Origin of the sequence: Sphingobium salicis subsp. salicis (assembly GCF_049472635.1) — a bacterium.
Taxonomy (GTDB): Bacteria; Pseudomonadota; Alphaproteobacteria; order Sphingomonadales; family Sphingomonadaceae; genus Sphingobium; species Sphingobium yanoikuyae_A.
Genome location: NZ_JAYRCS010000001.1, coordinates 1 through 13,675 on the forward strand (window position 1 = coordinate 1; position 13,675 = coordinate 13,675).

A 13,675-nucleotide genomic window follows, 5' to 3' on the forward strand; every position below is an offset into this window, starting at 1 on the left:
ATGAAGGATAATGCGGCGGTGCTTGGAATTCAGGACGGAGAGGCAGCGGCAGATATGGCCCGCCTGGAATCCGCCTGGACGACCATCCGCACCGGTCTGCGCCGCGACATCGGCGCGCGCATGTTCGACCAATGGTTGAAGCCTGCGCGCCTGGGTGACTATTGCCCCGATTCGCAGACGCTGGATCTCCATTTTGCGTCGGATTTCAGCGCGAATTTTGTTTCCGGCCAGTTTGGCGATCGCCTGCGCATGGCCTGGCGCTGCTCGGGCGCTGGCGTGCGTGAAGTGCGCCTGCGCCGTGCGCCCGATTCGTCGGGCCCGCGCCTGCTGGAGGTGAAGCGCGACGTGGCCGCAGCCGTGACGGCGCCGGCGATCGTTGCCGCTGCGCCGACCGTCGCCTGCAACTTCCAGCCGCGCCACGCCTTCGACCAGTTCGTTCCGGGTGAAACCAACCAGCTCGCCTATTCGGCGGCGCTGGCGATGGCGGGCGAGGCGGAGCCCCGCTTCACGCCGCTCTTCATCCATGGCGGCACCGGCCAGGGCAAGACGCACCTGCTGCACTCGATCGCGCGGGCCTTCTCGGCCCATTCGCCGAGCGCACCGGTGCTCTACATGTCGGCCGAACGCTTCATGGTCGAGTTCGTCAATGCGATGCGCTCGAACGAGACGATGGCGTTCAAGGCCCGCCTGCGTGCCGCGCGCCTGCTGCTGATCGACGATATCCAGTTCATCGCCGGCAAGGGCTCGACCCAAGAAGAATTCCTCCACACGATCAACGACCTGATCGATACCGGTGCCCGCATCGTCGTGACCGCCGACCGTGCGCCGCAGATGCTGGACGGCATTGACCCGCGAATCCTGTCGCGTCTGGCAGGCGGCCTGGTGGCCGATATCCGTCCGGCCGGTCTCGACCTGCGCCTTGCGATTCTGGAGGCGCGCCGCGCCCATGCCGGCGATCCGCCGGTGCCTGATGCGGTGATCGACTTCCTTGCCCGTTCGATCCGTTCGAACGTGCGCGAACTGGAAGGCGCCTTCAACAAGCTGGTGGCCTATGGCCAGCTGACCGGTCGCTCGATCGATCTGGAATTTGCCCAGACCATGCTCGCCGATGCAGTGCGCGCCAATGTGCGTCGCCTGACCATCGACGAGATCCAGAAGGCCTGCGCTGCGCATTTCAAGATCGACCTGTCGGAAATGAAGTCGAAGCGCCGTGCGCGCGCCGTCGCGCGTCCGCGTCAGGTGGCGATGTATATCTCGAAGAAGATGACGCCGCGCTCGCTGCCGGAAATCGGCCGTACCTTTGGCGGTCGCGATCATAGCACGGTGATTCACGCGGTGCGCACGATCGAGAAGCTGCGCGAAAGCCATCCGGACATGGACGCCGACGTCCGCGCCCTGATGCGCCAGCTGGAAGGCTGATAGCAGTCCCAACCATGGGCTGACTCCATGGGCTGACAGGGCAGGGTGGTTGGACTAGGCTTGATGCCATGATCCGCACCCTGGCCCTGTTCCTCCTTGCCGCGCTGGCCTCCGGTCCGCTGCTGGCCCAGTCTCCAACGCCCGTTGCGTCGAGCGATGTGCGGGTGGCGCTCGATACGAGTGCCGGGCGCATCGTGGTGGCGCTGCATCCCGACAAGGCACCGGTCACGGCCGGCAATTTCCTGCGCTATGTCGATCAGAAGCGGTTCGACGGCACCGTCTTCTACCGCGCCGTCGGCGGCCCGGACTACGGCTTCATCCAGGGCGGGACACAGAATGACCCCAAGCGCGTCCTGCCGCCGATCAAACATGAGCCCACGAGCCAGACGGGCCTCACCCATGATGATGGTGCGCTGTCCATGGCTCGCTATGCGCCGGGCAGCGCAACCGGGGATTTCTTCATCGTGCTGGGCAAGATGCCGGCGATGGACGCGCATCCCGAATCGGTCGGCGACAATCAGGGCTTTGCCGTTTTCGCGCATGTGGTCGAGGGGCTGGATATCGTGAAGGCCATCCAGGCCGGTCCGAAATCACCCACCGCCGGCAATGGCGTGATGAAGGGGCAGATGCTGGAGCCGACGGTCAAGATCCTGTCTGCCCGGCGCCTGCCCTGAATCGTCCGGCTTAGAGGCTGCGTCGTTCCGTCGGTTCGACGGCGGGCGCGGTGGCATATCGATCCAGATATTGCGCCTCGCCCATCGGCCGGGCGAGGTGATAGCCCTGAAATAGGGTGCAGCCGATGACACGCAGCATGTCCATCTGTGCCTGCGTCTCGACCCCTTCGATCACCACTTCCATGCCAAGGCCCTGAATCAGCCCGACGACCGCGCTGCAGATCGTCCGCGCCTCTGCGGAGGTCGCGATGTCGCGCACCAGGCTGCGGTCTATCTTCACCCGGTCGACCGGCAATTCGCGCAGCCGGGCCAGGTTGGAATAGCCGGTGCCGAAATCGTCGATGGCGATTCGTACGCCATCCTGTCGCAGCGCGCTGAGCTGTCCCAGCACGCGTTCGTCCATGTCCATTGCCAGCGATTCGGTAATCTCCAGCTCCAGCATGGGCGGCGGGGTCTGGTGCGTCGCCATGGCGTGGCGCAGGCGCAGGAAGAAATCGGCCTGCGCCAGTTCGCGGGTCGAAATGTTGATCGCGATTCGCTGATGCACGCCCGATCGTGCCCAGCGCGCAGCGGTCTCGCATACCCGGCTCATGACCCAGTCGCCCAGCGCGACGATCATGCCGCTTTCCTCCGCAACCGGCACGAAGGCGCCGGGCATGATCAGCGCGCGTTCGGGATGGACCCAGCGCACGAGCGCCTCGGCCGTGACCGCCTGCGCCACCCCGCCATGGCTCATCTCGATCTGTGGCTGAAATTCCAGCAGGAATTCGTCGCGCTCCAGCCCCAACAACAGGTCGCGTTCCAGTTCGGCCCGGTCCGCCGCCTCCAGTGCCAGTTCGGCGGTGAACATCTCGGCGCGGCCCCGGCCTTCATGCTTGGCATGATACATGGCGATGTCGGCCGATCGCAGCAGCGCGGACAGGCTGTCGCCATGTTCGGGATAGCAGGCGATGCCGATCGATGCGCCCAGATCGACATGCTGGCTGCCCAGTTCGAATCGCTCGCCCAGCGCGAACTGGATGGCACGCGCGATGCGTGAGGCCGCATCGCGATTGGGCAGGGTGGGGAAGAACATGGTGAACTCGTCGCCGGCCAGGCGGCCGATCACGGCGTCGCCCAGGCCTGCGCTGACCTGCGCCATCACCACTTCGCGCAGGCGGCCCGCCACCCGCGCCAGCAACTGGTCGCCGGCCGCATGGCCCAGCGTATCGTTGACCGCCTTGAATCCGTCCAGGTCGATGAAGAACAAGGCTGCCGGTCCCGCACCGCCACGCTCGACGAGCAGGCGTTCGACCTGCCGACAGAAGCTGGTGCGGTTGGCAAGGCCGGTCACCTGGTCGAACAGCGCCAATGTCTGGACATGGTCCAGATTGGTGCGGACCTGGCTGAACAGGCTTTCCATCGCCACCGACAGGTCAGGCAATTCCAATCCGATCTCGGCGGGTACATGGGAATGAAGATCGCCATGGGCGGCGGCCAGCAGCCGCTCCGTCGCGGTATCGATGGCGCTTGCGGTGGCAGCGATGCTGCGCTGGGCCGACGCCCAACTCATCGTGCCGCACAGGATCGCAATGATCAGCGATCGGCCGACATCGACCAGATCGTCGGCCGCGCCATGGCCCAATAGCAGTGACAGGATGAAGACGAGCGCGCCGGCCGCACAGGCAAAGGCAGCAGCGCGGCTTTTCACTGTCACGCCCTGCATGTGCCTCCCTGCCTGCTCAAAGCCCCCGATAATCGGTGCTGCTGGATCAGGCGGATATGAAGGACAGTGGTTAAGAAAAGGTCAGTGGCTGCGCAAATTGCGTCATTTTTTGCGGCGCAGGATCAGGTAGATGGCGCCGTCGCCGCCATGGCGGGGATGGGCGATGCGCACGCTGGCGATGCGATCGGCATAGGGGCTGGTCTCCAGCCAGTGGCCGATCTCGCCCCGGATCGCACCGCGTCGGCTCGAATCCCCGTGGCTGCTGGCTTTTGGCGGCTTGCCGGTCACGACCAGCAGCACCCGGACATCACGGGCAATCGCTGCCGCCAGCGCCTGATTAAGCCTGACATGGGCGCCGGCCAGATTATGGCCGTGCAGGTCGATCGACATATCGGGGGCGATGTTGCCGCTACGGATTCGCTTTTCCCAGCCAGTGTCGAGTACGGCCGCTGGCGTGCGGGCGGGGGTGATCGGCACCGCCTTGGCAGGCTGCGGCGTTAACCTTGTTTCCGGGATCGGCACCGGGGCGACAACGGGCAAGGGCGGACGGATCAGCCCCGGCCGCAGCGGCCGGACCGAGCGCGTCAATGCGCCCCAGAGCGCCTGCTCTTCAGAAGATAGGGTCCGGCGTCGCATGGCGCGCGATCACGGGCGCGCCAGCCGTGCGGCGGACCCGATCGGCAGCAATATCAGCGCGCTGCCCCGAGCGGACATGCCGCCGGCAATGCCGCGCGCGCGGTCGCCCGCCCCCCAGAAACTGTCGAACCGGTTGGCGCCCTTGATCGCACCGCCGGTATCCTGGGCGATCCAGATGCCATTGGGTTCGGCCCTATCAAGCGACAGCAGGACGGGGGCGCCCAGCGGAATATATTTGGGGTCGGCCGCCACCGTCGCCTCGGCCGTCACCGGTACGCCCAGCGCGCCGATCGGTCCCGCGCCGGTCAATTCACGGAAGAAGACGAAGCTTTTATTTTCGTTCATGATCGCCGCGCCCTCGGCGGGGTGGGCGCGTAGATATTGCATGATGTCCTGCATCGACCCGGCCTGGATCAGGCCGCGATCCTTCATCAGCTTGCCGATGCCGGTATAGTCGCGCCCATTCTGCCCATCATAGCCGATGCGCATCACCCCGCCGTCGGGCAGGGTCAGCCGGCCGCTGCCCTGGACCTGCAGGAAGAAGAATTCGACCGGGTCGGCGGCCCAGGCCAGCTCCAGCCCGCGCCCGGCGAGCGATCCGTCGACGATCTGCGATCGCTCGTCGAACGGCACGAAATTGCTGCCCTGCACCTTGCCGCGGATGGTGCGGCCCTTCAGGCTGTCGCTGAACAGGCCGAGGTTGACGTCGATCAGTTCCGCCGGGCGCCGATAGATCGGCACCTGATAGCCGGGCTGGCGGGTGCGCGATCCGGAGATTTCCGGTTCATAATAGCCGGTGACGAAGGCCTTGCCCTCGCCCACCTGCACCGCCTCGAAATAGCGGGAGAAAAACTCGGCGGCGGTGGCTTCGGGCCAGCTCGACGCCGCGCTGCATGCGCTGTTCCAGTCCGATCCGCGCGTCAGGCCGCTCTGGTCGGTGCGCTTCATCAGCGTCGGACAGGAAATGCGGAAGGCCTGCAGGGCGGCGCGGGCGCGCTCACCGGACGGGATCAGGCTGGCAATGTCGGGGCCGGGCGTGACGCCCAGGCCGGCGGCATTGGCTTGATCCGTCGACAGGTCGCCCGGCGATACGGTCGGCAATTTCGGCGGCAGAGTGGGGCGGGGCGTGGCCGGAACCGGCCGGGTCGCGCCTTCGCCGCTACCGCTTGGCCGGCTTGGCGCAGGGCCGCCAGCCGATGGCGGAATGACGCCGCCCGCGCAGGCGGATAGCATCAGCGCTGCAAGCAGCGCTCCCCCCGAATGACGCAGGCTCACGCTGCCTCGTCGGTTTCGCTGAGCTTCCAGTTGGGATCCGCGCTGCGGATGTCGCGGGTGAAGGTCCAGATATCGTTGGTGCCAACCGCGTCGGTCAGCGACCCGGCAATGACATTGCCGTCCTTGTCGCGGGTGACGGCGGCAATGTCGGCCTCGAACCGCAGCGAGACTTCGGCGATACGGCCATTGACGCTGGCATCGACGATCTGTGCCTTCTCGATCCGTACCAGGCGGTTGTCGAGCACATGGCCTTCCGCTTCGCGCGCCGCGATCGCTTCCTCGAAGGAACCGAGAACATCGGCATCGCACAGCCAGGCCAGTTCGTCGCGATCACCGCGCCAGAAGGCTTCCAGCACCATCTTGTAGGCGCTCTTGGCGCCCTCGACGAATTGCGGCACGTCGAAGCTGCGATCGGCGCTGATCAGCGCGCGCACGCCGGGTTCGCCTGTCGGGGTGATGAGCCCTTCGGCCAGACGAACCGAATCGCCCGTCGCTTCCGGCATCGGGCGGGGCTGCAAGCCGCCCACCTTGGCGCGTTCCTCCGCCGGACGCAGCGCAGGCTCCTGCTCATGGCCCGTCCGCTTTCCAAGAACGGAATAGAGCCGCAGTGCCAGGAAGCCGGCAATCATGGCGAGGATGACGATCACGTACACGGAGGCAAATACCCTTTGTTCGGGATGATGTTCCATCAACATAGGCATGTTTGCACGATACTTCAAATATCGGCTTGCTCTGTAATGCGCAGCAATTGGCCGACGCTGCTTCCTGTCGGGCGGCATTGCCCTGATCTTTCGCCACTGCTAAGCGCGCGGATCGATATCGCGGGCCGTTCCGGCCCTGCGAGCAACGAACGATCAGCAAGGATTTGAGGACAATGGCCGACGAAGCCGACACCATCCAGACCAATGTGACCGGCAATGGCGCCGACACCGCGCCGCAGATTGCGCTGATCAGCCAATATGTGAAGGATCTGTCGTTCGAAAATCCGAACGCCCCGGCCGTTTACCAGTGGCAGGACCAGCCGCAGATCGACGTCCAGTTCAACATCGGCGCCGATCGCGTCGGTGACGAAGTGCTGGAAATCGCGCTGAAGATCGAAGTGAAGGCCGTCGCGCCGCAGGGCACCGCCTTTGCCGTCGAACTGGTCTATGCCGCGCTGTTCGGCATGCGCAACGTGCCCGAGGACCAGATCCAGCCCTTCATGCTGGCCGAAGCGCCGCGCCTCGTCTTCCCCTTTGCCCGCCGCGTGCTGGCCGACGCGATCCGCGACGGCGGCTTCCCGCCGCTGCTGCTCGATCCGATCGATTTCGGTGCGCTCTACCTGCAGCAGGCCGAACAGATGCAGGTAACCACGGGCGAACCCGCCGGCCACGCCTGATTGCATCATGCTACTGATTCCCGTTCGGGCTGAGCCTGTCGAAGCCCGAACGGCATGGAGGGCCGCCGCATGAAATTGGTGAAGGCCCTTGGCTCGGTCGGCGGGCTGACGCTCGCCAGCCGGGTGCTGGCGCTGGTGCGCGATTCGCTCGCGGCCCGTTATGTCGGGGCCGGCTTCGCGTCGGACGCCTTCAACGGCGTCGCCTTCCGCCTGCCCAATATGTTCCGCGCTCTCTTTGCCGAGGGCGCCTTCTCCGCCGCCTTCATCCCTCTGTTCAACAAGAAGGCGGCCGGGCCGGGCGGCATGGCGGATGGCTATCATTTCGCCGAGCGGGCGCTGGCCGTGCTGCTGCCGGTCCTCATTCTCTTCACGATCGTCCTGTTGGCGGCGGCCTGGCCGATCACCTGGGCGCTGTCGGGCGGCTTCTCGCGCCAGAATCCGACGCCGGATCAGTTCGCCTTCGCCGTCACCTTGTCGCGCATCACCATTCCCTATCTGGCGTTGATCAGCCTGGCTTCTTTGCTGGGCGGTATATTGAATTCGCTCGACAAATTCTGGGTCAATGCGGCCGCGCCGATCCTGCTCAACGTCGCGATGATCGCGGGTCTGTGGTTCTTCCACGGCGCCGATGAATATGAGACCGCTCGGGTACAGGCGATGTCGGTCACGGTCGGCGGCGCGTTGCAACTCCTCTGGCTGATCTGGGCCTGCAAGCGGGCCGGCGTCTCGATGAAATTGAAGCGTCCGCGCCTCGACGCAGACGTGCGCGAGCTGCTGCGCCTGATCGTGCCGGCCGCTGCCGGCGCCGGCGCATCGCAGATCAACCTCTTGATCTCCACGGCGCTGTCGGGGTGGCTGCTCGCCTCGGGCTCGATCACCTATATCTATTATGCCGACCGGTTGAATCAGTTGCCGCTCGGCCTGATCGGCATCGGTCTGGGCACCATTCTCCTGCCCACCATTTCGCGCATGCTCTCGAAGGGCGAGGATCAGGCGGCGATGGAGACGCAGAACCGGGGCATCGAACTCGCCCTGTTCCTGACCCTGCCGGCGACCGTCGCCTTCATCACCGTGGCCGAACCGATCGTGCGCGGCCTGTTCCAATATGGCCGCTTCAGCGCCGAGGATGCGATGCGCTGCGGCTGGGCACTGTCCGCCTTCTCGATCGGCCTGCCCAGCTATGTGCTCGTGAAGGTGCTGACGCCGGGCTATTATGCGCGCGGCGATACGAAGACGCCGGTGCGCTATGCGATGCTGTCGATCGCCATCAATATCGTCGGCAATCTCGCGATGATTCCCACGCTTGGCCATATCGGCCCGCCGCTCGCCACCGCGCTCTCCTCCACCGTCAATGTCGCGATGCTCTATCGCACCTTGGTCGTGCGTGGGCATTTTACGGCAGACCCGCAACTGCGCCGCCGTATCCCGCGCCTCGCCGTGGCGGCGGTGGTGATGGGGCTGGCGCTCTGGGCCGGCGAGGATCTGCTCGACCCGATGCTCTCGGGCCCGATGGTCAGCCGCTATATCGGGCTTGCCCTGCTTGTCGGCGCGGGCGTCGCGCTGTACGGGCTGGCATGCTTCGTCACTGGCGCCTATCGCCTATCCGACCTCAAGGCGCTGATGCGGCGGCGAGGCACCCCGTAACCAACAGAATGGATTAGAGTATGCGCGTCCTTTCCGGCATCCAGCCCACCGGCAATCTGCACCTTGGCAACTACCTTGGCGCGATCCGCAACTGGGTGAAGATGCAGGACGAGATGGATGAAGGCAGCCAGTGCTTCTTCTTCCTCGCCGACATGCACTCGATCACCGTGCATGAAGGGCGCGAACAGCGCATCCGCAACGTGCGCGACATGGCCGCCGCTTTGGTCGCCTCGGGCATCGATCCCGATCGCTCGGTCCTCTTCAACCAGGCGCGCGTGCCGGCCCATGCCGAACTCGCCTGGCTCTTGAATGGCACCGCGCGCATCGGCTGGCTCAACCGCATGACCCAGTTCAAGGACAAGGCGGGCAAGGACCGCGAGGGCGCGTCGGTCGGCCTGTTCGTCTATCCGGTGCTGCAGGCGGCCGACATCCTGCTCTATCAGGCGACCCATGTCCCCGTGGGCGAGGACCAGAAGCAGCATCTCGAGCTGTCGCGCGACATCGCCACCAAGTTCAACACCGATTTCGGCGCTGACGTCTTCACCCTGCCGGCGCCGATCATCCCGAAGGAATCGGCGCGCATCATGTCGCTGCGCGATGGCACGGCGAAAATGTCGAAGTCCGATCCTTCGGATCTGAGCCGCATCAACCTTACCGACGAGGATGATGCGATCATGACCAAGGTGAAGAAGGCCAAGACCGATCCCGAGCCGCTGCCCGAAACGGCGGAGGGTCTGGCCGGTCGTCCGGAAGCGACCAACCTGATCGGCATCTACGCCACCCTGTCGAACAGCACGCCTGACGCGGTCTGTGCCCAGTTCGCGGGCAAGGGCTTTGGCGCGTTCAAGCCGGCGCTGGGCGAGTTGCTGGTCGAAACGCTGCGGCCGATGCGCGAGCGTTTCGTGGAACTGCGCACCGACGATGCCGCGCTCGACGCGATCCTCGACAAGGGCGCGGCCAAGGCGGCGGCGGCAGCCGAACCGACCCTGCGCGCGGCCTATGACGCCATGGGCCTGATGCGCTGAGTGATGCCCTGATGCCACAGGGGGCGGGGAAAGAATCCATTCCCTGTGGCAGGCATACGGAATGGGCGCCACCGCTCCGTCCCTTCATTGACCGGACATGGCTTGCGTCCAATCGACGGGTTGGTGCGTTCAAACGATGTTCAGTTGCGTTTTGCTAGAGCAGGGCGCAAGAAGACTAACAGGCATCCGCCTGATTCAGGACGCGAAAAAATGAAAGCTTTCAGCAAGATCGGCCTTTTCGCAGCGCCCGCGCTGGCGTTGGTGGCCCTGTCCGGCTGCGCCACGTCGTTCAAGGCGGACGTCGCCCGTTTCCAGCAGCTCCCCGCACCCGCAGGGCAGAGCTACACGATCGTCGCCGACGATCCCAAGCTCGCCGGTGGGCTCGAATTTTCCCATTATGCCCAGATGGTCGGGCAACGCCTGACCCAGACCGGCTATGTCGCCGCCGGCGATCCGGCCAAGGCCGACCTCATCGTGCGTGTCGCCTATGATGTCGACAATGGCCGGGAGCGTGTGCGCTCGACCGGTGGTTTCGGACCGAGCCCCTATTTCGGCGGCGGCTGGGGCTATGGCCGCTGGGGTCGCCCCTGGGGCTATGGCTTCTATGATCCCTGGCTGTTCGGCGGTGCCGGCTTCAACGACGTGTCGAGCTACACCGTCTACACCAGCGATCTCAGCATGAAGATCGATCGTGCGGCCGATAATCTGCGCCTGTTCGAGGGCAAGGCCAGCGCCCAGTCACTGTCCAACAAGCTGACCTATCTGGTGCCCAATCTGATCGACGCGATGTTCACCAATTTCCCCGGCCAGAATGGCGAGGATGTGAAGATCACCCTGCCGCCCGAAAAGAAGGGCTGAGCAGTCAAGATACGGTCGGCTCCCAGTCAGACCAAATTGGCCCGGCGATCCCTGCGATCGCCGGGCTTTCTTTTTGACTGCAAGCTTTTAGGCTGATCGGCAGGGGAGCGATGCCGTCACGCATCAGGGGGAATGCACATGTCGTTGACGGTCAGGATCATGATAGCGCTGGTCGCGGGGCTGGTGTGCGGCATTGCCCTGTCGGAATATGGTGGTGCGCTGGATGCGCGTATCGTCGATATCGCCCAGCCGGTCGGCAAGGCCTGGCTCAACGGGCTCCAGATGCCGCTTATCCCGTTGATCTTCGCGCTGCTCGTCACCGGCGTTGCATCCGCCGCCAGCACTGCGCGGACCAGCGGCACGGCGACCCGAACGCTGATCCTGTTTGCGCTGCTGCTCACTGCCTCGGCGGCTGTCGCGGCACTGCTGGGGCCGTTGCTGCTGCAACTCTGGCCAGTGCCGGCTGGCGCTGTGGGGGCGCTCACCGGGGCGGGGCCGGCCAGCGAGGTGCCCGGCGTCCGCCCCTCCGCCGAATGGTTGCTGGGTTTCATTCCGGCCAACCCGATCCGCAGTGCGGCCGAGGGACAGGTGGTCGCCGTCGTCCTCTTCGCCCTCGTCTTCGGCTTTGCCGTGACGCGGGTGGCGGAGGAGCGGCGCGCCGCGCTGACGGGCTTCCTCGCCGCGCTGGTCGATACGTTGCTGATCGTCGTTGGCTGGGTGTTGTGGCTCGCGCCGATCGGGGTGTTCGCCCTGGCACTGGTCGCCGGCAGCCGCTCTGGCCTCGCCACCGCCGGGGCGCTGCTCCACTATATCGCCTTCATCGTCCTCATTTGCCTGGCCGTGACGGCGCTGGTCTACCCGCTGGTGATCCTGCTGGGCCGGATCGCGCCGGGTCGCTTCGCTCGTGCGGCCTTGCCGGCCCAACTCATCGCCTTTTCGACCCAAAGCTCGATCGCCTCGCTGCCGGCGATGATCGCGGCAAGCGACGGCCCGCTGGCGGTGCGGGAAAGCACGCGTTCGATCGTGCTGCCGCTCGCCATCTCGCTGTTCCGCATCACCAGTCCGCCCGCCAATCTGGGCGTCGCCCTCTATGTGGCGGCGATGAACGGCGTGGCGCTCGGCCCGGTGCAGATCATGCTGGGCGTCGCGGTCGCCGCGATCGTCAGCCTGGCGGCGGTGGGCCTACCCAGCCAGATCACCTTCTTCACCACCACCGGTCCCATTTGCCTCGCCATGGGCGTCCCGGTCGAGGCGCTACCGCTGCTGCTGGCCGTCGAAACCGTGCCGGACATTTTTCGCACCGTCGGCAATGTCACCGCCGACATGGGCGTAACCCGCATCATAGATAGATCCGGCGCGATACGGACTGAAAGAGATATAGCGGAAAATGTTTGAGAAGATTTATACAATTATTCGGTATATTTATTTATGACTATTGTGTGAGATATTATTGTTGTCAAAGATGCCGCGTCGTCAGCGATGCAGGCGTACGATGAGGTATAAGCCCGCTTTCATGGACTAAGGCCAACTGGCGGGCTGTCATGTAACCGCATTACCGTTCTTTAACTGGTGTCTCTTCGTGGATCGCTCCAAACGGTGCGCCACGGAGAAATTTGATGAATCAGAAAGTCTGCTGGCCCGATACTAGCTGGTCTTATGTTGATGAATTCGGGGTCTGGTGCCCGTCCTGCTCCACGCAGATCGCAAAGGTCGAGGAACTTACGGCCGATTGGCGTGAGCCTGCGAAATGCGCATGCGGATATCCCGAAGAGGAATGATCGCGGAGCAGAGGGCAACTGCTCCCCTGTTCAAGATGTGATCATGCTCACCCGTCATGCCGGGCTTGGGCGCCCGCTCTGGACGAATTGCTTCCAGGCAGGCGGTTAATCTAGCCCCGCAGCGCCCGTTCCGTGATCAGCGTGTAGATGCGGGTCAGGTCGTGCAGGTCGGCGACCGCGACGGCCTCGTCCAGCTTGTGCATCGTCGCATTGTTGAGGCCGAATTCGGCGACCGGGCAGAGGCGCGAGAGGAAGCGCGCGTCCGACGTGCCGCCGGTGGTCGACAATTCGGTGTCGAGGCCCGTCACGTCGCGGATCGCATCGCTGATCAGGGTGGAGAGCGTGCCCGGCTGGGTCAGGAACGGCTCGCCGCTGATCTTGGCCTCCACGCTGCCGCCTTCGCTCGCCGCGATCGCGCTGATCCGCTCGATCAGCGACGCGCCGCTATGCTGGTCATTGAAACGGATCGAGATGCGCGCGGTCGCCGCCGCCGGAATGACATTATGCGCCGGGTTGCCGACTTCCAGGTCGGTGATCTCGATATTGCTGGGCTGGAACCAGTCGGTGCCGGTATCCAGCACTTCCGCATCGATCTTGGCCAGGATGCGGACCAGCGCCGGGATCGGATTGTCGGCCAGGTGGGGATAGGCGACATGCCCCTGCGTGCCCGCCACCTTGATCCACATGTTGACCGATCCGCGCCGGCCGATCTTCACCACGTCGCCCAGCCGTGCCGAGGAGGTGGGTTCGCCGACCAGGCACATGTCGGGGTGCAGCCCATGGGCGACCATCCGGTCCATCAGCGCCAGCGTGCCATAGGTGGCCGGCCCTTCCTCGTCGCCGGTGATGATCAGGCTGATCGTGCCGGGCAGGCCGTCGGGCAGTTCGTGCAGCGCCGCGACGAAGGCGGCGATCGCGCCCTTCATGTCGACCGCGCCGCGGCCGTAGAGCAGGTCGCCGCGCACCACCGGGGTGAAGGGATCGCTGGCCCAGCCATGGCCGGGCGGGACGACATCGAGATGGCCGGCAAAGGCGAAATGCGGTCCGGCACCGGTGGTGCGCCAGGCGAGCAGATTTTCGACCGGGCCGTCGGGCGCGACGCCGCTGACGAAACGGTCTACGGTGAAGCCCAGCGGGACCAGCATCGCTTCCAACTCGGCGAACACATCGCCGACGGCCGGGGTGACGGAGGGGCAGGCGAGCAGGCGCTCGGCCAGGGCCAGGGCGTCGTGATTGGTGCTGGTCTTGGTCATGGGGCAGCGTTAGCGAAAGCCGTCTTTCTT

Annotated in this window: 12 protein-coding genes; 7 read left to right on the forward strand and 5 right to left on the reverse strand. The window is 65.2% G+C overall.

From position 1 onward, the window contains the following. Together dnaA and VHN57_RS00010 are read left to right on the forward strand one after the other, a co-directional pair. On the forward strand, positions 1 to 1,419 hold a 1,419-nt coding region (gene dnaA / locus VHN57_RS00005; RefSeq protein WP_004210320.1), incomplete at its 5' end, for a chromosomal replication initiator protein DnaA. Between the two features lie 68 nt (positions 1,420 to 1,487). Beyond that, positions 1,488 to 2,093: a peptidylprolyl isomerase gene (locus tag VHN57_RS00010; protein ID WP_278987041.1), complete on the forward strand. Its 606-nt coding sequence runs from the start codon at positions 1,488 to 1,490 to the stop codon at positions 2,091 to 2,093. Positions 2,094 to 2,103: 10 nt separating this feature from the next. Here VHN57_RS00010 and VHN57_RS00015 read toward each other — a convergent pair whose 3' ends face one another. The 4 genes from VHN57_RS00015 to VHN57_RS00030 form a co-directional block, all read right to left on the reverse strand. Next, on the reverse strand, positions 2,104 to 3,798 hold the full coding sequence (locus VHN57_RS00015) for a putative bifunctional diguanylate cyclase/phosphodiesterase (RefSeq protein ID WP_423282250.1): 1,695 nt from the start codon (positions 3,796 to 3,798) through the stop codon (positions 2,104 to 2,106). A 102-nt stretch (positions 3,799 to 3,900) separates the two neighbouring features. Continuing rightward, positions 3,901 to 4,434: a Smr/MutS family protein gene (locus tag VHN57_RS00020; RefSeq protein WP_048936409.1), complete on the reverse strand. Its 534-nt coding sequence runs from the start codon at positions 4,432 to 4,434 to the stop codon at positions 3,901 to 3,903. A 9-nt stretch (positions 4,435 to 4,443) separates the two neighbouring features. Further along, positions 4,444 to 5,709: a murein transglycosylase A gene (mltA, locus tag VHN57_RS00025; protein ID WP_037506193.1), complete on the reverse strand. Its 1,266-nt coding sequence runs from the start codon at positions 5,707 to 5,709 to the stop codon at positions 4,444 to 4,446. Continuing rightward, entirely contained in the window at positions 5,706 to 6,362 is a 657-nt protein-coding gene (locus VHN57_RS00030; protein ID WP_278987276.1) for a Tim44/TimA family putative adaptor protein, read from the reverse strand. The genes mltA and VHN57_RS00030 overlap by 4 nt, the downstream gene beginning before the upstream one ends. A gap of 221 nt (positions 6,363 to 6,583) precedes the next feature. On the opposite strand from VHN57_RS00030, the gene secB reads away from it, so the two are divergent. The 5 genes from secB to VHN57_RS00055 all read left to right on the forward strand — a co-directional run bounded on the left by secB (position 6,584) and on the right by VHN57_RS00055 (position 12,009). After that, complete coding sequence (secB, locus tag VHN57_RS00035) at positions 6,584 to 7,087, forward strand: protein-export chaperone SecB (RefSeq protein WP_048936411.1); 504 nt, start codon at positions 6,584 to 6,586, stop codon at positions 7,085 to 7,087. A 69-nt stretch (positions 7,088 to 7,156) separates the two neighbouring features. Continuing rightward, the gene (murJ, locus tag VHN57_RS00040; protein WP_278987274.1) at positions 7,157 to 8,731 is read left to right on the forward strand and encodes a murein biosynthesis integral membrane protein MurJ; all 1,575 of its coding nucleotides are present in this window, start codon (positions 7,157 to 7,159) and stop codon (positions 8,729 to 8,731) included. Between the two features lie 20 nt (positions 8,732 to 8,751). Beyond that, the gene (gene trpS, locus VHN57_RS00045; protein ID WP_097382177.1) at positions 8,752 to 9,756 is read left to right on the forward strand and encodes a tryptophan--tRNA ligase; all 1,005 of its coding nucleotides are present in this window, start codon (positions 8,752 to 8,754) and stop codon (positions 9,754 to 9,756) included. Positions 9,757 to 9,966: 210 nt separating this feature from the next. Beyond that, complete coding sequence (locus VHN57_RS00050; protein WP_004210337.1) at positions 9,967 to 10,614, forward strand: DUF4136 domain-containing protein; 648 nt, start codon at positions 9,967 to 9,969, stop codon at positions 10,612 to 10,614. A 138-nt stretch (positions 10,615 to 10,752) separates the two neighbouring features. Further along, positions 10,753 to 12,009, forward strand: coding sequence for a dicarboxylate/amino acid:cation symporter (locus VHN57_RS00055; RefSeq protein ID WP_423282254.1), 1,257 nt, complete (start codon positions 10,753 to 10,755; stop codon positions 12,007 to 12,009). 493 nt (positions 12,010 to 12,502) lie between these two features. On the opposite strand, the gene dapE is transcribed toward VHN57_RS00055, so the two are convergent. Further along, complete coding sequence (gene dapE / locus VHN57_RS00060; protein WP_278986816.1) at positions 12,503 to 13,645, reverse strand: succinyl-diaminopimelate desuccinylase; 1,143 nt, start codon at positions 13,643 to 13,645, stop codon at positions 12,503 to 12,505. Positions 13,646 to 13,675 lie beyond the last annotated feature (30 nt).